Origin of the sequence: Metabacillus lacus, assembly GCF_009674805.1 — a bacterium.
GTDB lineage: Bacteria > Bacillota > Bacilli > Bacillales > Bacillaceae > Metabacillus_C > Metabacillus_C lacus.
In genome coordinates this window covers 20886-43902 of record NZ_WKKI01000029.1, presented here as the reverse complement: position 1 = coordinate 43902, position 23017 = coordinate 20886, and the positions used below count along the sequence as shown (strand labels likewise).

Annotated in this window: 26 protein-coding genes and 3 pseudogenes; 21 read left to right on the top strand and 8 right to left on the bottom strand. The window is 42.1% G+C overall.

All coding sequences use genetic code 11. The features are described from left to right. Window positions 1-948 precede the first annotated feature (948 nt). From GJU40_RS13970 to GJU40_RS13955, 4 genes are all read left to right on the top strand, one after another. Entirely contained in the window at window positions 949-2247 is a 1299-nt protein-coding gene (locus GJU40_RS13970) for a homoserine dehydrogenase (protein WP_154308666.1), read from the top strand. After that, window positions 2244-3302, top strand: coding sequence for a threonine synthase (gene thrC / locus GJU40_RS13965; RefSeq protein WP_154308665.1), 1059 nt, complete (start codon window positions 2244-2246; stop codon window positions 3300-3302). The genes GJU40_RS13970 and thrC overlap by 4 nt, the downstream gene beginning before the upstream one ends. Then, window positions 3299-4222, top strand: a complete 924-nt coding sequence (thrB, locus tag GJU40_RS13960) for a homoserine kinase (protein WP_154308663.1) — start codon at window positions 3299-3301, stop codon at window positions 4220-4222. Before thrC ends, thrB begins: the two co-directional genes overlap by 4 nt. Window positions 4223-4333: 111 nt before the next feature. Next, window positions 4334-6292 carry a S9 family peptidase gene (locus GJU40_RS13955; RefSeq protein WP_154308661.1) on the top strand — a complete coding sequence of 653 codons (1959 nt, stop codon included), beginning with the start codon at window positions 4334-4336 and terminating at the stop codon, window positions 6290-6292. Between the two features lie 62 nt (window positions 6293-6354). Here GJU40_RS13955 and GJU40_RS13950 read toward each other — a convergent pair. Then, window positions 6355-6666 (bottom strand): annotated as a pseudogene (locus GJU40_RS13950) (NifU family protein). A gap of 105 nt (window positions 6667-6771) precedes the next feature. On the opposite strand from GJU40_RS13950, the gene GJU40_RS13945 reads away from it, so the two are divergent. After that, window positions 6772-7101: a YuzD family protein gene (locus GJU40_RS13945; RefSeq protein ID WP_154308657.1), complete on the top strand. Its 330-nt coding sequence runs from the start codon at window positions 6772-6774 to the stop codon at window positions 7099-7101. Window positions 7102-7202: 101 nt separating this feature from the next. On the opposite strand, the gene GJU40_RS13940 is transcribed toward GJU40_RS13945, so the two are convergent. After that, entirely contained in the window at window positions 7203-7373 is a 171-nt protein-coding gene (locus GJU40_RS13940; RefSeq protein WP_154308655.1) for a YozQ family protein, read from the bottom strand. A 119-nt stretch (window positions 7374-7492) separates the two neighbouring features. On the opposite strand from GJU40_RS13940, the pseudogene GJU40_RS13935 reads away from it, so the two are divergent. Next, window positions 7493-7567 (top strand): annotated as a pseudogene (locus tag GJU40_RS13935) (YozQ family protein); the annotation flags it as partial. Between the two features lie 436 nt (window positions 7568-8003). Beyond that, a complete protein-coding gene (locus GJU40_RS13930; protein WP_170289416.1) occupies window positions 8004-8192 on the top strand; it encodes a hypothetical protein in 189 nt (62 codons plus the stop codon). 116 nt (window positions 8193-8308) lie between these two features. Here GJU40_RS13930 and GJU40_RS13925 read toward each other — a convergent pair whose 3' ends face one another. Next, window positions 8309-9376, bottom strand: coding sequence for an NAD(P)/FAD-dependent oxidoreductase (locus tag GJU40_RS13925; protein WP_154308651.1), 1068 nt, complete (start codon window positions 9374-9376; stop codon window positions 8309-8311). A 274-nt stretch (window positions 9377-9650) separates the two neighbouring features. On the opposite strand from GJU40_RS13925, the gene GJU40_RS13920 reads away from it, so the two are divergent. Further along, a complete protein-coding gene (locus tag GJU40_RS13920; protein ID WP_154308649.1) occupies window positions 9651-9887 on the top strand; it encodes a YuzB family protein in 237 nt (78 codons plus the stop codon). A 214-nt stretch (window positions 9888-10101) separates the two neighbouring features. Here the strand turns inward: GJU40_RS13920 and GJU40_RS13915 are convergent, their stop codons facing one another. Then, a complete protein-coding gene (locus GJU40_RS13915) occupies window positions 10102-10839 on the bottom strand; it encodes a DUF2225 domain-containing protein (RefSeq protein WP_170289415.1) in 738 nt (245 codons plus the stop codon). Between the two features lie 237 nt (window positions 10840-11076). Here GJU40_RS13915 and GJU40_RS13910 point away from each other — a divergent pair, with 237 nt between their 5' ends. The 6 genes from GJU40_RS13910 to GJU40_RS13890 all read left to right on the top strand — a co-directional run bounded on the left by GJU40_RS13910 (window position 11077) and on the right by GJU40_RS13890 (window position 15104). Further along, window positions 11077-12300 (top strand): NupC/NupG family nucleoside CNT transporter, encoded by a 1224-nt coding sequence (locus tag GJU40_RS13910; RefSeq protein ID WP_343031560.1) that lies wholly within the window; start codon window positions 11077-11079, stop codon window positions 12298-12300. A gap of 134 nt (window positions 12301-12434) precedes the next feature. Then, window positions 12435-13298, top strand: a complete 864-nt coding sequence (gene dapF, locus GJU40_RS13905) for a diaminopimelate epimerase (RefSeq protein WP_154308645.1) — start codon at window positions 12435-12437, stop codon at window positions 13296-13298. A 79-nt stretch (window positions 13299-13377) separates the two neighbouring features. Next, window positions 13378-13740, top strand: a complete 363-nt coding sequence (locus tag GJU40_RS13900) for a HesB/IscA family protein (protein ID WP_154308643.1) — start codon at window positions 13378-13380, stop codon at window positions 13738-13740. A gap of 239 nt (window positions 13741-13979) precedes the next feature. After that, the gene (locus tag GJU40_RS13895; protein WP_154308641.1) at window positions 13980-14183 is read left to right on the top strand and encodes a hypothetical protein; all 204 of its coding nucleotides are present in this window, start codon (window positions 13980-13982) and stop codon (window positions 14181-14183) included. 305 nt (window positions 14184-14488) lie between these two features. Next, window positions 14489-14749, top strand: a complete 261-nt coding sequence (locus GJU40_RS20725; protein WP_170289414.1) for a hypothetical protein — start codon at window positions 14489-14491, stop codon at window positions 14747-14749. Next, complete coding sequence (locus GJU40_RS13890; protein WP_170289413.1) at window positions 14739-15104, top strand: type II toxin-antitoxin system PemK/MazF family toxin; 366 nt, start codon at window positions 14739-14741, stop codon at window positions 15102-15104. The genes GJU40_RS20725 and GJU40_RS13890 overlap by 11 nt, the downstream gene beginning before the upstream one ends. Window positions 15105-15125: 21 nt before the next feature. On the opposite strand, the gene GJU40_RS13885 is transcribed toward GJU40_RS13890, so the two are convergent. Then, the gene (locus tag GJU40_RS13885) at window positions 15126-15293 is read right to left on the bottom strand and encodes a hypothetical protein (RefSeq protein ID WP_154308637.1); all 168 of its coding nucleotides are present in this window, start codon (window positions 15291-15293) and stop codon (window positions 15126-15128) included. 278 nt (window positions 15294-15571) lie between these two features. Between GJU40_RS13885 and GJU40_RS13880 the strand changes: the two are divergent. Together GJU40_RS13880 and GJU40_RS13875 are read left to right on the top strand one after the other, a co-directional pair. Beyond that, window positions 15572-15670: pseudogene (locus tag GJU40_RS13880) on the top strand (iron-sulfur cluster assembly accessory protein); the annotation flags it as partial. Between the two features lie 217 nt (window positions 15671-15887). Then, window positions 15888-16100 (top strand): hypothetical protein, encoded by a 213-nt coding sequence (locus GJU40_RS13875; RefSeq protein WP_154308635.1) that lies wholly within the window; start codon window positions 15888-15890, stop codon window positions 16098-16100. A 409-nt stretch (window positions 16101-16509) separates the two neighbouring features. On the opposite strand, the gene GJU40_RS13870 is transcribed toward GJU40_RS13875, so the two are convergent. Both GJU40_RS13870 and yumC read right to left on the bottom strand, forming a co-directional pair. Continuing rightward, a complete protein-coding gene (locus GJU40_RS13870) occupies window positions 16510-17091 on the bottom strand; it encodes a cysteine hydrolase family protein (protein ID WP_154308633.1) in 582 nt (193 codons plus the stop codon). A 172-nt stretch (window positions 17092-17263) separates the two neighbouring features. Beyond that, window positions 17264-18265 carry a ferredoxin--NADP reductase 2 gene (gene yumC / locus GJU40_RS13865; RefSeq protein ID WP_154308631.1) on the bottom strand — a complete coding sequence of 334 codons (1002 nt, stop codon included), beginning with the start codon at window positions 18263-18265 and terminating at the stop codon, window positions 17264-17266. Window positions 18266-18632: 367 nt separating this feature from the next. On the opposite strand from yumC, the gene GJU40_RS13860 reads away from it, so the two are divergent. From GJU40_RS13860 to GJU40_RS13845, 5 genes are all read left to right on the top strand, one after another. After that, window positions 18633-19844, top strand: coding sequence for an NAD(P)/FAD-dependent oxidoreductase (locus tag GJU40_RS13860; protein ID WP_343031559.1), 1212 nt, complete (start codon window positions 18633-18635; stop codon window positions 19842-19844). 126 nt (window positions 19845-19970) lie between these two features. After that, the gene (locus tag GJU40_RS13855; RefSeq protein WP_154308629.1) at window positions 19971-20450 is read left to right on the top strand and encodes an NUDIX domain-containing protein; all 480 of its coding nucleotides are present in this window, start codon (window positions 19971-19973) and stop codon (window positions 20448-20450) included. A 159-nt stretch (window positions 20451-20609) separates the two neighbouring features. Then, on the top strand, window positions 20610-20735 hold the full coding sequence (locus GJU40_RS20720) for a YuiA family protein (RefSeq protein ID WP_170289412.1): 126 nt from the start codon (window positions 20610-20612) through the stop codon (window positions 20733-20735). A gap of 102 nt (window positions 20736-20837) precedes the next feature. Next, window positions 20838-21128, top strand: a complete 291-nt coding sequence (locus tag GJU40_RS13850; protein ID WP_154308687.1) for a YuiB family protein — start codon at window positions 20838-20840, stop codon at window positions 21126-21128. Window positions 21129-21287: 159 nt separating this feature from the next. After that, on the top strand, window positions 21288-21995 hold the full coding sequence (locus GJU40_RS13845) for a 3D domain-containing protein (RefSeq protein WP_154308627.1): 708 nt from the start codon (window positions 21288-21290) through the stop codon (window positions 21993-21995). 212 nt (window positions 21996-22207) lie between these two features. Here the strand turns inward: GJU40_RS13845 and GJU40_RS13840 are convergent, their stop codons facing one another. After that, window positions 22208-23017, bottom strand: a complete 810-nt coding sequence (locus GJU40_RS13840; RefSeq protein ID WP_154308685.1) for a cobalamin-binding protein — start codon at window positions 23015-23017, stop codon at window positions 22208-22210.

Below are 23017 nucleotides of genomic sequence, written 5' to 3'. Positions count from 1 at the left end.
TGCTTTCCGCTCCATGTGCTTGCTTGCCGGGGGGGCGGCGAGCCTCCTTGTTGCTGCTTGACTTCTGTGGGGTCTCGCCCCTCCCGCCAATCTCCCAGGAGTCAGGCACCCTCCGCAGTTATTTTCTTAGTACTTTAACTCACGATCTATTTAATTTCAGAGACAAGCATCTTGCCAAGGCAAAGTTGCCAATTGTCACTTCTAGATAAAACGGATTTCTCTAGAGTAATAAATTGATTGGAACGGTGGATGGCGACTTCTGCGAGGGAAGAGGTTCGGCTCCGCCCGCGGAAAGCGAATTAAGTTCGTATAATTGTGTAATAGTCCTTTTATTCACTCTTGGCAACACTGTTTTCAGCTGCTGAACAATCGTTCATGAATTTTAAATTCACGAGACGAAAAATCCCATCAAAGAAAAAATAAGCGTATAAATTCCGGTTACATTCAGAATAGTTCATTTTATAGGGGAAATAAGGGAACGAATTCCGCTTAAGCTGCTGAAAATCATCCATGTAGCGGTTTTTTAGGTGCATAGGCGGAATTCCTCCGTTTATTTGAGGCCATTTACCCTGTTTTCTAGGAATAGACGGAATTCCTCCGTTTATATATGAATAGCGGCTTCCAAGGCGCTTTACCACCCTTTCAAAAACAACAATCTATTTCTATTTATTTAGGTATTTACACAATCTAATGGACTTCATGTGAAAGCGTCCATCGTGAGTGGAGATCTAACCACATTGGTATCTATCTTTATTGTTACGGTCTGTTGTATTCCGTCTTTTGGAATGTCTTTTTTCTTAGACTTAAACAATTTTCTTTATCCTTTTTAAATATTTTGACAAATTACCCTTGTAAATCAGTAAAGGTTTTTATATAATGACAATTATATTATTGTCTACTGTATATAAACAAATGTCTATTCTAGATAGACAAAAAGGGAGAGTTCATATGAAAGCCATCAAAGTGGGATTGCTGGGTTTGGGCACGGTAGGGTGCGGTGTGGTCAGAATTATCGAGGACCATCAGGACAAATTGATGCATGTAGTAGGATGTCCTGTTGAGGTAAAGAAAGTGCTGGTAAAGGATTTGGATAAAAAAAGAGCGGTTAACATAGACCGAGAGCTGCTTACCCTGGATCCCTACGAAGTGATTAATGATAAAGATATTGATGTGCTGATTGAGGTGATGGGAGGAATTGATGAAACAAAAATCTATCTGCTGGATGCCATCCAAGAAAAGAAACATATTGTTACTGCAAACAAGGATCTGATTGCAGCGCATGGAACTGAGCTCCTGACAGCTGCCACTGAAAAGAAATGTGACTTATTTTATGAAGCCAGCGTAGCAGGAGGCATTCCTATACTTAGAAGTTTAGTAGACGGGCTGGCGTCCGACAGAATTAACAAGATGATGGGAATCGTCAATGGAACGACAAATTATATATTAACTAAGATGAGCAAAAACGGATCATCCTATGAAGAGATTCTTAAGGAAGCCCAAGAGCTGGGCTTTGCTGAAAGCGATCCTGAAAGTGATGTTGAAGGGCTAGATGCAGCTAGAAAAATGGCAATACTTGCGAGATTAGGATTTTCGATGAATGTAGATTTAGAGGATGTGAGTGTAAAAGGAATTACGCAGGTATCAGATGATGATATCAGCTACAGCAAGCAGCTGGGGTACACAATGAAGCTGATCGGCATTGCAGACCGCAGCAGCGGAAAGGCAGAGGTATCTGTTCAGCCTGCACTCCTGCCGGACTCTCATCCGCTGGCAGCTGTGAATAATGAATATAATGCGGTTTATGTGTATGGCGAAGCTGTGGGAGAAACAATGTTTTACGGTCCTGGAGCAGGAAGTCTGCCTACTGCTACAGCAGTAGTTTCGGATTTGGTTGGTGTTCTGAAAAATATGCGGCTGGGGGTTAATGGCCGAAGTGCTGTAGCTCCGCAGTATGATAAGCAGCTGAAACAGCCGCATGAAATTTTTGCACAATATTTTCTCCGCATTCATGTAAAAGATCAGGTGGGGGCGCTCGCTAAAATTACGGCTCTCTTTTCAGAACGGGGCATCAGTTTTGAAAAAATTCTTCAGCTGCCGCTGAAGGGTGAAAATCTTGCTGAGATTGTCATTATTACTCACAAGGCATCGAAGAAGGATTTTGATGAAATACTGAGCGAGCTGCATGATTTGGATGTTATTGATCAAGTGAAAAGCAAGTATCGTGTAGAAGGGAATGGAGAATCATGAACTGGCAAGGACTGCTGCACCATTATCGGGAGCATCTTCCAGTAACAGATGCTACCCCTGCTCTGACGCTGCATGAAGGCAATACGCCGTTGATTTACTGCGGCAGGCTGTCAGAAGAGCTGGGAATAAAGCTTTATGTTAAAAATGAAGGTGCTAATCCGACCGGTTCTTTTAAAGACAGAGGGATGGTGATGGCGGTTGCCAAGGCAAAGGAAGAGGGAAGCACTGCCATTATGTGCGCCTCTACCGGCAACACATCAGCTTCAGCAGCAGCATATGCGGCAAGAGCAAACTTGAAGTGCTTCGTTGTGATACCGGAAGGAAAGGTTGCTGTCGGAAAGCTCGCGCAGGCTGTTATGTACGGAGCTGAGATTTATTCCATCGAGGGAAATTTTGATGAAGCTCTTCAAATGGTCAGGAGTGTTTGCAGCCAGCTGCCGATTACCCTTGTCAATTCGGTCAATCCATACAGATTGGAAGGCCAGAAAACCGCTGCATTTGAAATATGCGATCAGCTTGGAAAAGCTCCGGATATTCTCGCGCTTCCAGTCGGAAACGCTGGGAATATCTCAGCCTATTGGAAGGGCTTTAAGGAGTATCATGAGCATGCGCAAACAGGGCTTCCCCAAATGAGAGGTTTTGAGGCGGAAGGATCAGCGGCCATTGTCCGAAACCAGGTTATTGAAAAACCGGAAACAATTGCAACAGCTATAAGAATTGGAAATCCAGCGAGCTGGCATCTTGCCGTAGAGGCCGCAGAGCAGTCCCTTGGAAAGATTGATGAAGTAACTGACAACGAAATACTTCAAGCCTACAAAAGACTTGCTAAAACTGAGGGGATTTTCGCAGAGCCTGCTTCCTGCGCATCATTGGCAGGAATTCTGAAGCAGCTCTCAACCGGCGAGATTCCAAAAGGCAGTACTGTGGCTGCTGTTTTGACAGGAAACGGATTGAAGGATCCTGACACTGCGATAAATTCGGCTTTGATGAAGCCTGTTCTGCTTCCCAATAACAAAGCTGAGGCAATGGAAATACTTGGAGGCGTTTTTTCATGAGGGATTGTGACTCTGTGAAAATAACTGTTCCAGGGAGTACAGCCAATCTTGGGCCGGGCTTTGACTCTATTGGTCTCGCAGTTAACCGGTATCTTGTGCTGACAGTAAAAAGATTTCCCACATGGAATTTCACGGCTTCTTCTAAAGAAGTGGAGGGGCTGCCTTGCGGGGAGGAAAACCTGATATGCAAGGCGGCTCTGCTTGCAGCGGGCTATAAAAACAGGGAGCTTCCTCCTTGCGCCGTTGAAGTTTGGAGCGATATTCCGGTAGCAAGGGGGCTTGGAAGCAGCGCTGCCGCTATTGTAGGAGGAATTGAACTTGCCAATCAAGTTTGCGGACTACAGCTGACAAATGAGGAAAAGCTGTTTCTTGGCTGCAGTATGGAGAAGCATCCTGATAATGTCGGAGCTTCCATATACGGCGGAATGATTATCGGCTGCTGGATGGAGGAAACCGCCCATGCAGTGTCAATGCCTGCGCCTGACGCTGAATTTGCAGCGTACATTCCTTCCTATGAGCTGTTTACGAAAGATGCACGAAGCGTGCTTCCAAGCTCCTTTGGCTATCCTGAAGCAGTTTCAGCGAGCGCTGTCAGCAATGTCATGATTGCTGCCCTCATAAGCGGGAATTTGAAAGTGGCAGGGAGCATGATGAAAAGTGATATGTTTCATCAACCTTACCGCAGAGTATTAATCCCGGAAATGGAAGAGGTTGAAAAAACTGCAGAAGAACATGGTGCCCTTGCCACTGTGATCAGCGGTGCCGGGCCAGCTTTAATCCTCCTGTGTGAAAAAGGGACGGGATCCCGTCTCATCTCAGCCCTAAAAGAGAGATTTTCGGAAGGTGATGTAGTAGAATTGAAGGCAGATCCGCTTGGCGTCCGAGTAACCTGGGATGTTCCTTTAGAGCAGAATGCGTAAGCTCAGCCGCCGGACGGCTGGGCTTTTTTCGCTGTTTTCTTCATACGTCCGTTAAACTCAACGGGCAATAGCGCTATGTGATATGTACCAAACTGAAAAAGGGGAGTAAATATGGAGAACATGAAAAAAAGGGCCATTACAGCGGAGGATTTATATTTGCTGACATCAGTCAATGATCCTCAAATGTCACCGGACGGAAAAAAAGCAGCATATGTACGAACAATGATATGCGACAAGGAAAATCGTTATAAGTCAAATATTTACATACTGGACATCGTAAACGGAACTAAAACACAGTGGACATTCGGGGCGGGTAAAGATTACCATCCCAGATGGAGTCCCGATGGAAGCAAGCTTTTATTTCTGTCAGACAGAAAAGGGAAAACGGAGCTTTATGTGATGCAGAGTCAGGGCGGTGAGGCGAGGAAACTGCCGCTGAAATTTGCAGGAGTATCTGAGCCAATCTGGTCTCCTGACGGCAGCTCCATCTTGGTCACCGTATTTGGAGAAGAAGAAAGAAATGCTGCTATCGATGAGCCTCTGCTGGTTAAAAATATTTCCTATAAGTCTGATGCTCATGGATTCTTAAGAGATAGAAAAAAACAGCTGATTTTGATTAGCGAAGGTACTGAAGAGGCAGAAGCTGTCACTGATGGAGTATATAATTGCTATTCCGGCGTATTTTCTCCTGACGGCAGCAGAATTGCGTATTTGTCAGATAAAAGAGAGGATGAAACTTCCCCATTAACAGATATTTACGAGCGCAGTCTTCCTGACAAAAACACCATAAATATTACTAAAGGAACCGGTGTGTATTCTTCAATCAGCTATTCTCCCGATGGGACATACATGAGCTTTACGGGGCATCAGCAGAAAAAAAAGGGAGCGACACTCAACAGAATCTGGCTGTACCGGTTTTCTGACAGTGTTCTTTTTGAATTATCAGCACAGCTGGACATTTACATTGGAGATGCTGCTGTAACCGACTTTTTATACGGTACTCCTCCGTCACTCATACAGTGGACTGCTGATTCTGCCGGGTTTTATTTTTTAGCATCTGATCAGGGAAGCACCCATCTGTATTATGGATCTCCTGATGGATATCTATTTCCCGTCAGATCAGAGGAAGAACATATTTATGCCTTTTCCGTACATCCATCTACCCATACTGCTATTGCTGCCATCAGTTCACCAGTGTCACCCTGTCAGCTTTATTTTCTGAATTTCGCCATGGGAAACTCACAGCAAATGACGCAGATCAACGATCAGTTTCTCAGGGATGCTGCTGTATCCAAACCTGAGAAATTCAGTTTTGCAGGAGCTGCAGAACAGGAAGTGCACGGCTGGGTGCTAAAGCCTTCTGCAATGGAAGAGGGTAAAAAGTATCCGTTTCTTCTTTATATACACGGCGGGCCGCATGCCATGTATGGGAACACATATTTTCATGAATTTCAGATGCTTGCAGCTTCCGGGTTTGGGGTGCTGTATGTGAATCCACGAGGAAGCCATGGATATGGCCAGGAGTTTGCAGATTTGGTCAGGGGAGATTATGGGGGTAATGATTATCATGATGTAATGGGTGCAGTGGATTATGCAATTGAACACTACTCCTGTATTGACAGTGACAGGCTGGGTGCAGCAGGAGGAAGCTATGGAGGATTTATGACTAACTGGATCATCGGCCAAACTAACCGTTTCAAGGCCGCTGTAACTCAAAGGTCAATCAGCAATTGGATTAGTTTTTTCGGAACCAGCGATATCGGCTATTATTTTACAGAGGGAGAGGTTGGCTGGAATCCTTTTGAAGAGGCTGAAAAGCTTTGGGAACGTTCTCCGCTTAAATATGTTAAACAAATGGAGACGCCCCTCCTGATCCTGCATAGCGAAAAAGATTACCGCTGTCCAATTGAACAGGCTGAACAATTGTACACTGCACTTAAATATTATGGGAAAACAGCAGAGTTTATGAGATTTCCTGAAGCCAATCATGATCTATCGAGAAATGGCGACCTCAAGTTGCGGATTCAGCGGCTTCATGCGATCAGAGACTGGTTTCATCGTTATTTATAAGGATGTTCCTTTTCTTTACACAAGAAAAAAACCTGCAGAAGGGCTGCAGGTTTTTTGTTTAATTAAAATACTTGTTCTACTTCTACTACTCCTGGCACTTCTTCGAGGAGTGCACGCTCGATGCCGGCTTTCAGTGTAATTGTAGAACTTGGGCAGCTTCCGCATGCCCCTAAAAGACGAAGCTTTACAATGCCATCTTCTACATCTACCAGTTCACAGTCTCCTCCGTCACGAAGCAAGAAGGGACGCAATTTATCTAAAACTTCCTGGACCTGTTCAATCATTTGCTCATGTTCAGTCATGTAAGATTAACTCCTTTCCTAATCCTTATCTCTATTATATTCAAAATGAGAATGAAAATCTAATGAGAAAATTCTAGATTATTTTAACACATCCAGCATAATAGTGGAAAGGTTAACATAGAAAAATCTTATCAACTGGCATACAATGGAGAAAACGGTTTGTGGAAGGATGATAACATGAAACAGGAAATCGAAGTTTGTGTATACGGGGCGGAAATACTCTGTCCAAGCTGTGTAAATCTCCCTTCCTCAAAGGAAACTTTTGAATGGCTGGAAGCGGCACTGCAAAGAAAATATCCCGACCAGCTCTTTACCATGTTATATATAGATATTCAACAGCCGCCCAAAGATCCCCAACAGAAGGACATATGTGAAAGAATCATGAAAGATGAATTCTTTTATCCTCTTGTTAGTGTAGAAGGGGCGATTGTGGGAGAAGGAAATCCTAAGCTGAAGAGAGTGTATGAAGAAGTAGAAAAACACCGCTCAGAGGTGCAAAGCATCTAATTCGTGCAGTGAGAGTAGAGCAGATAAAAAGAGGCTTCAAAAGGGTGAACCGTTATCTTTTGAAGCCTCTTTTGTTTGTAATAAAGGATACGCTGCTTCCCTTATTTTAATTCCTGATCCACAGTGCCTTCATAATAATCATCATTCACTTGCTCATGGGTAAGAGACAGCCCGCTGCTGACCTGTGATTTGCCTTCGTAATCAGAAGGATCGAATGTTCTGCCGGCTATTAAGAGGTTTTCATTGTTTGCTGCTTCCTGCTTTTTATCCATTTTTAAACACCTCCCTACTTGTACTATTATGCTTTGAAAGCTGAAATTTATGTTTTGCCTAAAGTACCGTACATAAGGCTATTTTGAATCGGAGAAGTTAAGGCGGGGAGGTGATAAAGATGACTAAAAAAACAACTGGAGCAGACAGGCCTGATGATTATAAAAGATTTTCAGGACTGGATAAAGGCTACGATACTAAAAAGGGTTCACTGTCAGATGCTCCTAACAGCCAAAGGGATGATCGGAACAAGTAGGCTTTCGCTTCTTAACCAGCCCTGCCACGGAAGTGGAAGGGCTTTTCGTCTGTGTTTGTAAATAGTATTCCAATATTTGGACGACGGTTAAGTTTTAATAATATTCCTCTTCTACCGATAATAATCAAGGATGTAGATTTAGAAAATGCTGATATGTTAGCTGTTGTCTTTCACAGCTGTCCAGAGCATGCCGGATATAGTGAATCGCTGTTGATGATGGCTTGTTTGCAATGCAGGCTCCACCTGCCTGGAAAAAGTTGTGTGCTGAAGAAACAATGCAGGAATTTATTGAAGTAGTGAATTACACAGTACCTTGCCAATGCTGATTTATTTCGTGCAGCGGCATTTGGTATACAGAAGGGGTTTCGTTTTAAAGATGTTTATAAATAGAGAAAAAAGACAGATAGAATTAAGGATGAAGAAAGTAAGTATGAAAGACATTCGGGAGAAAGTATCCGAAATGAACAGATTCAACGAGAAAAAGGACAAGATTCTTTTTGAATTACATGACCTTTTAGCAGACTTGGACAGAATGATTTCTGATCATCAACAAACAATGAAATAAGAAGTTAGAAAGAATATAGCAATCCATGAAGGTTTGCTGAACCCGAATACATAAAAAAGGGCTGCAGACAAGCACGTCATCAGTTGCTTGCCGGCAGTCCGGGGTACTACATGGGCTTACCCATTATGGTATTTATACATCCAGAGAATTCCTGACTTCAGCAATCGTGCTACACGGCCCGTCAGTGCCCGCTCGCCAACCAGGCCAAAGCCGTGCTTTTTACCGAGAGAACCAAGAATGCCCTTCAACTTAAATGGAGGAAAAGATTCTGGAAGAGGTTCATTTTTCCACCGGGCAGTAAGCACCTGCACAATTTGTTCAGCCTGAGCCTCAGCAAGCTGTGCACTCGGCGCGTGGGGCAGGCTTGCGCAGTCGCCTACAACAAACACATTTTCATCTTGGGGAAGATGGTGGTGCAAGCTCAAAACCACTCTTCCCTGAACATCCTTCTCCACTGGAAGTTCGCGGACAATCCGGCTTGGCTGAATGCCTGCTGTCCAGACAATTGCATCGCAATGAACAGGCTCATCATGGTTATAAATCGTATTTTCCTCAACCTTCGTGACATTGGCCCCATTAATAATGTCCACACCATTCTCTTCGAACCAGCTTTGCACATATCTGCTTAATCTTTCAGGAAAAGCGGACAAAATGATACTGCCGCGGTCAAACAATTTAACCTTCAAGTCAGTTCTGCTTTCTCTCAATTCACTGGCAAGCTCCACTCCGCTGAGTCCCGCTCCGACAATCCCGACAGTTGCACCCGCCGGAAGATTGTTCAGAAGCTGCGAAGCTTTTCTGGACTGATCAATCGTCTGGATGCTGCAGCTGTGTTCTTCTGCACCAGGAACATTATGATATTTATCTTCACAGCCGAGTCCGATGACTAATTCATCATAGAGAAGGGGTTCGCCATCTTGAAACAGTATCTGCTTGTTATCAAGGTCAACCGAGGTAACCTCCCCATATTTATAATGAAGATTTGGGTGTTCAGGGAAGGTAACGCGGATGTGATGATCTGAAATGGTCCCTGCTGCTAACGCATAATATTCCGTTTTCAAACAATGGTAAGGATTTTTATCAACTAGTGTAATGTTTACATCAGCAGGCAGCTGATTTGGAAGCAGACGATGAAGGATGCGCATACCGCCGTAGCCACCGCCAAGAATTACTAAATTCTTCATATGCGGATTCCCCTTTTCCCTGTTAGTATGTGAAAATTGACTACTTATTAATATAGTAAACTATAAGAAAACCTTTTCAAAATGCCATAAAAAAGTATATCGAATTTGAGGCAAAATCTCAATGATTTCATTAAAAATAACGATTATTGGCTAAAATATTTTATTTAGTACATCACTTTTCGATAAATATGTTGAATGATTGAAGAAAAACTGCTGGATATTGACTAAATACACGCAGAGAAGGTAGGATTAATTGTAATAAGAGGTGAAAGCATTGAAACCAATCATTGAATTCTGCATCAGCAATCTGGCCAACGGATCTCAGAAAGCATTGGAAAAACTGGAAAAAGATCCGAACCTCGATATTGTTGAGTACGGATGCCTCGGCTATTGCGGCAAGTGCTTTGAGTCAATGTTCGCTTTGGTAAACGGGGAAATTGTCTCGGGGGAAACGCCTGATGAGCTGGTGGATAATATATATCAGTATTTAGAGGAAAATCCTATGTTTTAAAGGTATGAGGGTGTCTCAAAGGTTGCTTTTGAGGCGCCTTTTTTGTATGTAAGGCTATGTGCCGACAAGGATAGATTTGTTGTTTTTATTCCGGATGAATGCAGCAACAAAAGTAAAATAAGCCCAGCTTTTCTATCTTACGCAAACGTGACAATTGTCACTTTGATCCTACCAGAGTTACTTAACCTAGCCTGCCGGCACTCGATGGACCGTCCTATCTATGTATATCAACAGAATCCTCAGCAGATGTGAGAGCTTCTCCTCCAATAAGACCGTTTCTTACATCCTGCCACCTTTCCTTCGCCATCAAAATCAACCTTTTTTCTTTTATTGAGGACTGATTTTGGATAATTCGGGAAAAGTAGATTGTAGCTTGCTGCTTATTTCCAGTTCTTCTGCTTAATTCACCGATAAGATACAGTAGTCTGGTTTCAGAGTAGCCCGCTGTTTCAAAGTCAAGATTCATATAGGATTGTATATACTCCTGAAGAGCAGCACTCATAAATCGTTTTTCCTCTTCTGCACCATTGTCAAACAAAGTCCGGTACAGCCAGGCCAGTCTCAGAAACATACCCGCTTTGATAATATGCAGTTCATTTGAAAGGGAAGCTGATAGTATTCCGAGCTTATAAGCTTGGATTGCCTGCAGCTTAGAGCGGATTATTCCATAATCTGATCCATTCCATTTTGAGCTGATGTGATTGTGAATGGCAGCTTTGGCAGCTGACGTTAGGGTCAGCTGGGAGTGATCGGAATAAGCGTATCCGCAGGACGGGCAAACGTTAACATAATAAAAAAGCGGATTGCAATCGTTATCCAGGTAATGTGAACAAAAATCAGTGTCATGAGAGAGAATGCGAATTTTAGAGGAGCGGACTTTCTTCGTTTGGAAGAACTTCATGCATACTGGACAATTTAGTTGTTTATCATATAAATATTCAGAAGCGTTCACAGTCATTCAATCCCTTTACGAAAAGTTGTTTAGGTAAATTGTACCACAACAACCACCGATTTTTAGGGATAAAGTACCTGTGTAAAAAATGTTTTTAATGGGAAAAGACTACTGTTATTTCAACCAATTTCTGGATGTGTCGAATTTAGGAAGAAAATGTCGAGAAAAAGTGGACAACTTACAGGATTATTGTTATTTTATTATGGTCTTTCTAAGTAATTAAATGGGGTGAAAGTAGTGAATAACTTTTTGTGGGGTATTCTTGGGATTACAACTATTTTTGTGATCGCTTTTTTATTGTCTGAAAACAAGAAAAGAATTAACGTAAGAACGATAGCCGGGGGTCTGGCTATACAAATTCTGTTTGCTTTTATTGTACTGCGATGGGAAACAGGACGGAATGCTTTTAAACAATTGACTGAAGCAGTACAGCAGGTTATTGGGTTTGCGGGAGAAGGTGTCGGGTTTCTATTTGGTTCATTAGGGGATCCTTCACAGGCAACAGGATTTATTTTTGCCTTTAATGTGTTAACGATTATTATCTTTTTCTCCTCTCTAATTTCTGTTCTTTACTACTTAGGAATCATGCAATGGATCATTAAAATTCTTGGCGGAGGACTTTCCAAGCTGCTTGGCACGAGCAAAGCTGAATCACTGTCTGCGGCTGCCAACATTTTTGTTGGCCAGACGGAAGCTCCTCTGGTTGTGCGTCCTTATATCAGCAAAATGACAAAATCAGAACTGTTTGCTGTTATGACAGGGGGTCTAGCGTCAGTTGCAGGTTCAGTATTGTTTGGTTATGCTGCACTTGGCATTCCGCTGGAATATCTGCTGGCTGGAAGCTTTATGGCTGCTCCGGCAGGATTAATTATGGCGAAAATGCTGATACCTGAAACAGAGGTTTCACAAACGCAGAAAAATATTAAAATGGAAAATGATGAAGATGCGGCAAATGTCATTGATGCTGCAGCAAAAGGTGCAGCTACAGGCCTTCAGCTTGCTCTGAATGTAGGAGCTATGCTTCTCGCATTTATTGCATTGATTGCCATGTTAAACGGCCTTCTCAGCGCCATTGGCGGATTGTTCGGAGCAGAATTCTTAACCATTGAATTTATTTTAGGTTATCTTTTCTCACCACTGGCCTTTATCATTGGGGTGCCTTGGGCAGAAGCAGTGCAGGCAGGAAGCTTTATTGGGCAGAAGCTTGTATTGAATGAATTCGTTGCCTACTCTAACCTCTCTCTTCAAATTGATGAACTGTCTGACAAAACGGTTGCGGTTATCAGCTTCGCGCTTTGCGGCTTTGCCAACCTTTCTTCCATCGCAATTCTGCTTGGCGGACTTGGCGGACTTGCTCCGAACCGCAGACAGGATATTGCACGGTTAGGTGTTCGTGCGATCATTGCCGGAACTTTGGCCAACCTGTTGAGTGCAGCGATCGCCGGTATGTTCCTGTTTTAATATTGGTAAGTAAAGCAAAAAACCTCTTACGGTGAATCCGTAAGAGGTTTTTCATATGTCACGGGGGATGTTCCTATTGTGAACACGTTACTGACAATTTATACTGAAGTAAAGAGAATTTTTCGGAGGACAGCATGAAATCATTTCAATTCACAAAAATGCACGCACTTGGCAACAATTATATATATATAGATATGTTTCAAGAACATTTGGAAGAGGAACAACTGGCAACTTTAGCAGTACAGGTTTCAACTGTACATACCGGTATTGGTTCAGATGGGATGATACTGATATGTCCGTCGGAACATGCACCAGTCAAAATGCGTATTTTTAACAGTGATGGATCTGAAGGGAAAAACTGCGGCAACGGCCTTCGCTGTGTTGCAAAATATGCGTATGAGAATAAACTGGTGACAGAAAGGGTATTTTTAATAGAAACCCTGTCCGGTCTAGTAAGAGCAAACGTTCATGTGGAATCAGGACTTGTGGAACAGGTGACGATTGATATGGGCAGCCCGCGCCTGCAGCAGAATGAGATTCCTGTAAAAGCTGATGACCCTCAAGCCAGGCTCATTAATGGTGAAATGGAGTTTTCCGGTGAGCAGCATTATGTAACAGCTGTTTCCATGGGAAATCCACATCTTATTTTCTATGTTGATGATATTGAACAGGCGCCACTTACTACGTTAGGACCACTTGTAGAAAAAGATCCAAGATTTCCTGAAGGTGTGAATGTGGAATTTGTAGAAGTTGTGAATAACAGAGAAATTCACTTTCGTGTATGGGAAAGAGGATCAGGCGTGACACAGGCGTGTGGAACAGGCGCCTGCGCGGCGGTTGTTTCTTCTGTACTGAACCACCATACTGCCAGGGGGAAAGACACGGTAGTTCATTTGGCAGGAGGAGACTTGATCATTAATTGGACTGAAGAAGGATCTGTCATGATGACAGGCCCTGCTGAAACAGTTTGCAAGGGAACCTATTATATTAAATCCTAGGCGGAATATTTGAGAGGAGCTGCTTTTCAGGCTATACTTGTGGTATTCCGTTGGATTTCTACGAAAAGGAGGTATTGCAATGGAAGAGTTAATCAAAATTACTGAATCTGCTGCCCTTCAAATAAAAGATATGATGAAAGAACACGAAGAAGAAAGCGCCTATCTCAGAGTAAGCATCAAAGGAGGAGGCTGCAGCGGCCTATCCTATGGAATGGGCTTTGAGCACGAAAAAAAAGATGAAGATACAGAGCTCCTGCTTCATGATCTTCAAATTCTTGTAGATAAAGAAAGTGCCAGCATCTTAAAGGGAACCGTGATTGACTATAAGCAATCATTAATGGGCGGAGGGTTCACGATTGATAACCCGAATGCCATCGCAAACTGCGGCTGCGGGTCTTCTTTTAGAACTGCGATGAATACGGGTACGCCGGAGAATTGTTAGGTTTTTAGACGTTGATATTACAACGGTAACCCAATCGGAGGAATTGCCGATTGTAGCGTAAAAGAGGCGATAATTCAGTTAGGCGATGTATAGAAACAACCCTCATCTACGCCTTTAAGGGTACAGAATAACGACTTTCTTTAACGGTTAAAATTCCGTTCAGAAGGTCGTTTTTTGTGGCTTTAAAGAAGCGAAAAGAAGGTGCGAAGTATCTAGCGTAACCTAAGCAGGACGGCCTAATGTTGGACGAAATCGCCGAAAAGGTTAGTGTGAGCCGGCAGACCAGACTATTTATCGCTGACGCTAGGACGTCAGCTTTAAAGATGATTAATCGAGAAATCAAGCGGAACACTATGCAGCAATTCCGGACGTTATCTATTCGCTTTACAAACAGGCGACAAAGGAGAATTAACCGTCAGCAAAGGCGGTTAAGCAGCTACTGAAAACGGTGAGCAGACTGAACGAACGCCTGGAAATCAAGAACAGGACGAAAGCAGGCAACGAGCCAAAAAACGACATCGATTTGATGAAAGCTGAAATTGAGTGCATAAAGCAAATGAGAGTTATGTAGAACCGACCTGCGCTGCCGTATTGGTATTGTGGGGCTTAAAAACAAGTTTAGTAGTACTATAGAACAGGAAAAGTATATATACATGTATAAAACAAGTAAAAAATGGGTCAAACTGGATAAAAATTACTGACGAGCTATTCCATATGTGTTATCATGCGTATAGGGGAGGAATTAAATATGGCTTATCAACCAACCAATGTCTTTTCTCGATTGAATCAGCCCTCGCATGTTAGGCATGTCGGATACAGACTCGCCTACAATGAGGGAGTGATTCTAGTGGCAAAACGTAAAGACTTATCACAAATTGAAAGAGAACTTGGTATCAGCGAGGTTCGTCCTTTAAACGTTTCTGCAAATGATCAAAGAGAAAATGACAGAATCGATGATTACTTCAGTTCTTGGTACGAAGAGGAGTTGCAAGAGATTTATGAGTCCTGATAAAAGAGTAAAGCTCGCCCGTGATCGAGCAAACGCTGATCAAGGCGAGTTTTTCTTTGCAAAAGCTAAAATGTCTAATGGAGATGTCATACCAAGACCTGTTTTTATTATAGGTAAAAACGAGGACTCTAACGATACCGAGGATGTAATCGTTTGCTCTTGTACTAAAAGTCCAGCACGAACTTTATATGATGTTGAAGTACAACTAAAGAAAAAGACAAGTGTAAGGACAAATAAAATCTACACCATACATAGAGATCAAATGGTGTTTAAAATTAATCATAATTTACCTGATGAAGTGATTGATAGCATCATAGAAAAAGCAACACAATCAGTTCAAAAAGACCCTAGGTAAATACCAAAGGTCTTCTTTTATTTATTCCATTTGATTGAATAATTCATAAACAAGCTCGGCCGAGCCTAGCGCATTAGCACCTTCCGCCTCCACTCTGAGATTACTCTTCGCATAGTAAATCCCTTCCGGCGTTTTCTCCACTCTTACGGTAATTGTCGACTTTTCATTATCGCCTAGCAATACGAGCATACCGAACCAATCCTTCGCATTCACAATTTTCCATGGACCGCATGCTTGAGAATAGACTTATAGCGAAATTAATAGAAGATTTACATATGTTACCTCGCATAATTAATGAATTAGCGCTTATATATATGGCCGACTTTGAGTAAGATGAAGGGAAAGGAATAGACTTTTATCGAAGTCGGATATTAAAGACCCTTATGAATAATATGAATAAAAATTAGTGCTTAAAACGCTAACAAACGTTGATAATACACGCTTTAACCTATTGTAGGTATACCCCCGGAGGGTTCACGATTGATAACCCCAATGCCATTGCAAACTGTGGGTGTGGGTCTTCTTTTAGAACTGCCGTGAATCAGGGAACACCTGAAGAGTGCTAATTAGATAGCTGATATTCACAAAGAATGTAAGTAAGATATGATGATTTATGGCAAGAGTCTCCTGAACCAAGTGTTCAGGGGCCTTTTTTTATGTTAATCAAAATTGCTTTTCGTCTGCATTTCTAACGGGTATGAAGTAATAGAAAGAGAATATCTTAACTCTCTATAGCAAAGGATAGTCCTAATAAGGTAATTACTGAAAAGGTGGTGAAAGAAAATGGTTGAGAAGAATAGCTTTATCACTGAACTGAAGGACCTGGCAAGAGATCAGATGGCAAATGCACAGAACAGGCTGGAAATTGCAGAAGCTTTGGAAAACAATATGGAAGACAAAGAGCTGCTGGAGAAGATTGAGGTTCTGTACCGGGAAAACCGTGATTTGTTTCAGAAATCAGCAGAGCTGGAGAGCAGGCTCTTTCATTCCAACTAGCAGAAAAGCCTTCGGAATTGTTTTCCGAAGGCTTTTTTAGTCAGAAGTTTTTTTATCTAATCAAGTCCTTTAGATTGCAACAATTGACATAAACAATTAGGAAAACGGAAATGCGACTTATGAAAGCCCGTGTACATATGTAAACGGAGGAATTCCGCCTATTCAGAAAAAACGAAGAAAATGGGCTGAAATAAATGGAGGATTTCCGGTTATGCCGCTGAAAAACCTTAAAATGGAGTGGTTTCAGCAGCTTAAGCGGAACTCATCCTCTTATTTTCTCTAAAAAGCAGCCTTCTCTGAACTTAACCGGAATCCTTCCGCTTATCTTTTCTTCATTGTGATGGGGAGGCGGCTTGAAAATGGTTTCCGTCGACGTATACAGTGTTCCACAAAAAAATGACTTACTCAATTATTCGGTCTTAAGCTTTTCTATCAGCTGCAGCATTTCCTGTGTGCTGACGATTGTAGCAAACTCTTTATGAAGTGCAGCAAGCTGAGCTTGATGAACGGCATCTGCACTGTAAAACGTTCCTTTGTGATCCGTAATGGCAAAAGCTGCACATGCATCTTCAGCCAGATAAGTTGTAAAGCCAAGATTGGCACTCATTCTAGTTGTGGTAGAAACACAATGCTGTGTGGACAGCCCTGTTATGACCACAGTCTTAACCCCCAGATCGTTTAAGACGGCTTCCAGCTGCGTCCCGATAAAAGCGGAATTGACTTGTTTTTGAAAAACGTACTCGCCCGGCATGGGTCTGGTCGCTTCTTTAAATGCAATCCCCTTTTTCTTCGTATAGTGAAAGGGGGAGCTGATATTCATTGAAAGATGCTGGGAATGCAGGACAGGCCAGCTTTTTTCTCTCCAAGCAGCTTGAAGTTCCAATATGTTCTTCTCGGCTTTGTGATTGTTTCGTTCTCCCCAATAAGGATCATCAAAGCCATTTTGAACATCAAGGACAAGCAGCCCCGGCGGCGGATATAAGGTGTTCATTTACATTCCTCCTATTCCCTTTCAGAATTTGTAACCAAGTGCAGCATTATTCATTGGGGATCTCAACAAAATACTGGAAAAGCTTCTATCTAGTCAAACTGCAGAAGTTATCCAGACAGTAAAAAAAGCTGATACAACAGCACCTGTTACGGTGTTTGTACCAGCTTTCAAATTAATGCTTTTGTTCAAACAGACTTGTACTGTGCAGGGGCTGCACTTTTGCTTTTGGATCCATATATGCTTTCGCATTGTTCACGGCAGTTGGCGCTTCGCCAAATCCGCTTGCAATTAATTTTACCTTGCCATCGTAGGTACAAATATCACCGGCAGCATATATTCCTTCAATGTTCGTTTCCATTCTGGAGTTTACCAAGATGGAATTCTTCTCAATTTCAAGGCCCCAGTTTTTAATTGGTCCAAGAGATGAAACAAAGCCGTAGTTCACGATAACAGCATCCACATCAATAACTTCTTTACGCTCGCCCTTCACTTCTTCAAGAACGACTTGTTCAATATTACCAGCACCGATAATCTCAGTAGGGACAAAAGGTGTTTTAATATCTACTCTGGAATTCGTTAAGTTCTCAACACTATGTTCATGGGCACGGAATTTATCTCTTCTGTGCACCAAGGTCACTTTCTCAGCAATAGGCTCAAGCATCAAAGCCCAGTCAACTGCAGAATCACCGCCGCCTGCAAGCAGGACTCTTTGTCCGGCAAATTTGTTTAAATCATCTACGAAATAGTGAAGGTTACTTCCTTCGTATTGCACTGCTTGTTCAAGTTCAAGCTTTCTCGGCTTAAATGCACCGTTTCCAGCAGTAATAATGATTGTTTTTGTATAATGGGTTTCGCTGTTGGTTGTTAGTTTGAATACTCCGTCAGCCTGTTTTTCAACAGTTTCAACAGCTTGCTCCAGGCATATGGCCTGCTCGAACTGGCCCATTTGCTCTTTTAGGTTGTCGACCAGCTCCTGAGCACGGATTTTTGGAAAACCTGCTACATCATATATGTATTTTTCGGGATAAAGAGCAGACAATTGGCCTCCAAGCTGCGGCAGGCTTTCGATGATTTTAACGCTGGCTTGTCTCATGCCGCCATAAAACGCAGTAAACAGGCCTACAGGTCCTCCCCCGATAATGGTTATGTCATATACTTTTGTATCTTCTTTCAAGATAAGTCCCCCTAACTGATAATTATTCTTATTCTTTATCATACCACAAAATTTGACGAATGGTTGAACGAAAAAGCCGGAAAGCACGTTACATGAATGAAAATATTTTAATATTCTTAAGGTTATAACAAGTGATTTTATGCTTGAAAATAAGCATATTAACCGATATTATGTAATATAGACATAATTATTAATTTTATATGAATTATTTATGATGGTTTTTTGTCGATTTTTGCAGAAGAAAGTGAAGGAATTCACAAAGGGTTAACCCTGTGAAATTGTAGAAAACCAAAATAAAATCTTATATAGCAGAGGATGCTATAAAAAAAGGGATAACCCAAATATTTCAGAAAAGGTGGATGTTTCCGTGAGAAAGCCAAAAGTAGTGGTTTTAGGTGCAGGATACGGCGGGCTTATGACAGTTACAAGACTTCAAAAAGCTGTCGGTGTCAGCGAAGCAGAAATTACGTTAGTGAACAAAAATGATTACCATTATGAGACTACATGGCTGCATGAAGCATCTGCAGGTACTTTACACCATGACCGCTGCCGTTATGACATCAAGAGTGTAATCAATGCCAGCAGAGTAAATTTTGTGCAGGATACCGTTGTTTCTATTAATAAAGATGAGCAAAAAATCGTACTCGAAAATGGCGAGCTGGATTATGATTACCTGGTTATCTCTCTTGGCTCTCATCCGGAAACGTTTGGCATTAAAGGCCTTAAAGAGTTTGCCTTCTCTATTTCCAATATTAATTCTTCCCGCCAGCTGCGCGAGCATATTGAATATCAATTCGCTACGTATAACACTGAAAAGCCTAGACGCGATGAGCGCCTGACGATTGTTGTCGGCGGAGCAGGATTTACAGGAATTGAATTCCTGGGAGAGCTTGCAAACCGTGTTCCTGAGCTTTGCCGTGAATATGATATTGATGCTAAGAAAGTGCGTATTGTATGTGTTGAGGCTGCTCCAACAGCTCTTCCAGGCTTTGATCCGGAACTTGTTGATTATGCAGTGAACCATCTTCAGCGCAAAGGTGTAGAATTTAAGATCGGCACTGCTATTAAAGAAGCAACTGAAACAGGCATCGTAGTTGCAAAGGACGAGCAGGTTGAAGAAATCTCTGCAGAAACAGTTGTATGGGCTGCGGGTGTCAGAGGAAACAGCATTGTAGAAGAAGCAGGCTTTGAAAACATGAGAGGCCGTGTGAAAGTTAATGCTGATCTGCGTGTACCTGGATTTGAAAATGTCTTCATTATTGGTGACTGTTCACTAATTATTAATGAAGAAATTAACCGTCCTTATCCTCCAACAGCACAAATTGCGATGCAGCAGGGTGAAACGGCTGCTAAAAATCTGTCTGCACTCATCAGAGGCGGAGAGCTTACAGAGTTCAAACCGGACATTAAAGGTACTGTAGCTTCACTTGGTGAAGATGATGCAGTTGGTGTTGCGTTCGGCAAGAAGATGGTAGGTTCAAAAGCTTCATTTATGAAGAAAATGATTGATAACCGCTCACTGTTTATGGTTGGCGGACCTGGACTTGTTCTGAAAAAAGGAAAGTTCAAATTCTTTTAATAGAAATTTAAAAAAGACAAGAGCCTGTGCTTTTGTCTTTTTTTTATATAGTCTTCGGACAGATCCGTTTTCTTTTCGATGAAAGAGTTCAGAGATATGTGTGCGAAGAAGAAGGGAAGGAAACGTATGGGTAAGAGGGGGAACATTTGGCTTGGAGTTTCAGGCTTGGTTACAAATGAAAAAGGTGAATGGCTGGTTGTAAAGAAGAAATATGGAGGCTTGAAGGGACAGTGGTCTTTTCCTGCAGGATTTGTAGATGAAGCGGAAACGCTGCATGAAGCAGTATTAAGAGAAATCAGAGAAGAAACAGGCGTAGAAGCCAGTATTGACGGAATAATCGGTGTCCGCTCAGGTGTGCTCTTGGAGAAAATCAGCGACAATATGATCATCTTCAAGCTGAGTGCGAAAAGCAGTGAAATCACGGTACAGGAAGATGAACTGGAGGACGTTCAATTCTTATCTCCTGCAAAATTAGGGCAAGATCCTTCTTCATCGTTGCTGCTTGTACATTTTGCCAAACAGGGAGTATACAAGGAACTTCATCTTATAGATGATGCAGACCCCGGAAAGCAGTTTGGATACAGCAGTTACACATTATTTTTATAATTTTCAAAATAATATGATAATTAGAGTATGAGGAAGATATTAAAAGATGAATTCGCTTACATGAGATTTTCTGTAGGATTTTCTCCCTTTATTATTGACAGCTTTGTCTGGTATAGTATCAAAAAACAAAGCGAATTCTACTTAAAAGGAGAGAGGGAGATGTCTACAGTGAAAACGGAAAGCAAAGACTGTCCATATTGTTCAGGAAAAGGGTATTTTCAATTGCTGCTTGGCGGATCAGAAACATGTGATTGCTGCAATGGTTCAGGAAAACTGAAGACATAAAATGTTCACTTTTTGAAATTGACTGTCTATTGCTTCTTCAGTACACTTAAAAGGGTGTACTGGAGGTGATAGGCATTGTTTATACCTGTTCTGATTATTTCAATGCTTTTATTTTTTGTCTTATTTTTTGGAATCGGTTTCTTATTGAATATGCTTTTGCGGATGACTTGGATTATGGCAATTATTTATCCTATTGTTTGTATTCTTATTATTGACAACGTCAGGCTGGTACAGTATTTTACAGCTCCTGGTGCATCTTTCTCTGCTCTAGGTGATAAAATATTATCTTTGGCTGCGGCTGACATACTCATTCTCTGCAGCGGTCTGGCAGGCGCGATTGCAGCCGGGTTTGTTATGATTGCCCTGAGAAAAAGAGGCTATCAGATGTTTTAAGCAAGAGGTTCTTTCATTAGAGCCTCTTTTTGTTTTTCTTTTATCATAAGGAGTAAAATCAGCCCCCTTTCTCTGTTCCAATAAATGGATTATCTCTAAACAGGAATACTTTCTGCTAAAAGTGGGAACTATTAGTTTGTGAGAGGAGAGATAGGATAAATGAAACAGATATCCCTTTTAACCAAGCGTTTTTTTATGTCGTTATTATTTTTAGCCGCTCTTTCCACCACCTTTAAAAGCATTTCCGGGCTGGAAGTGGAAGAGGTGGCAAACAGTTTATTAAAAAATTTCGAATTATCACCTGCTGAAAATGATTTATCAGCAAGATTTCTTGGTCTAAACACGAAGCATCTACATATGAATTCCCTTATTGCCACTGCGCTATCTGCTGAACAGGGAGAACGCAATGATAAGCCGGTTACGCTGGATGAATCAGATGACTGGGACAAGTATAAATCCAAAAAGGTGATCGCAACAGGCTACACTGCCGGCTATGAATCAACCGGTAAAAATCCAGGACATCCTGTTTACGGAATTACCTATTCAGGAGTGAAGGTTAAGCGGGATTTATACTCTACAATCGCTGCAGATTTAACCGTATTTCCAATCGGCACCGTTCTTTTTATCCCAGGCTACGGTTATGGAGTTGTAGCAGATAAAGGGGGAGCCATCAAAGGAAATAAGCTTGATTTGTATTACGAAACGGTAGATGATGTATTCAATCAATGGGGAAAGAAAGAGATTGATGTATACATAATTAAAGAAGGCAGCGGAAAGCTGTCTGAAGAAGAACTAAACATATTGAACGAAGATATTTCCAAACAAGTATTCAGGCAGCAGATTATTAAGCCTGAAACCAAAAGTTAAATTAGATTGTCGACATAAGGCAGCGAGAAGCCCATCTCGCTGTCTTATTCGAAATGGGGGAAACCCCACCATATTGGTATTCTATCTATATTTTTAGAATAAAATAAACCGCAGACGAACTCGAAATCCTCGAGTTTGTTTACGGTCTGAAACATGCTCTTTTTGAGCGTGTTTATTAAAAGTCTCTCACTTTACGCTGCCGAGAACTATCTTTATAATAGCTGGAAACGCAGCGGTTCTAAAGCTTTTGCTTCCTCAGGGTGAAGAAGGTGTGCCAGCTTTTCAAGTCCATATAGGAGCCTGGGAGACGGCCTGCAGTATAATTCTTCCTCCAGCAGGGATATCCTGCCGTTCTGCACAGCATCTACCTCCCCGCTATTTTCCCGCTTTAACACATGAGCAGGATTCATTCTGCTTTGCTGGACGCCTACCCATGCAAGGCCGATATGTTCCGGATTTCTTACCCTCACATCAGCCCAGCTAGTTTGGACACTGGCGAGATGAACATCAGAAAAAATATTTTCTGCTCCTGCAAGGTCACATATTTCTGTCAGCCAGTTCGTCCTTCCTGGCGTAAAAATCGGGTTGGGCCACCATTCTATGTATATCCTTGTCTTTTTGGGTATTCCTTTTGAAAATTCCCGGAAAGCATCCAGGTACCCATTATATTGTTTTACTGCTTCTAATGCCTTCTCATCCGTAGAAGTCAGCTTTCCTACTGTGAGAAGATCAGCTGCAATATCGTTGAGAGACTGGGGATTCAGGATCACATGGGGAATTCTTCTTTTCTCAAGTTCCTCAATATTGCGTTCCATCCCGGGAACACTGAGCGAAGCTAGTACCAAATCAGGCTTCAAAGCCTCTACGCGGTCCATATCAATGGATAAATCCGGCCCGAGTCTTGGCAGCTTATTCACATCCTGGGGCCAGTCCGAAAAATCGTCCACTCCTGCCAGGTGAGGCATAAGGCCAAGAAAGGCAGCCAGTTCTGTGTTGCTCGGGCATAGGGAAAGAAGTCTCAT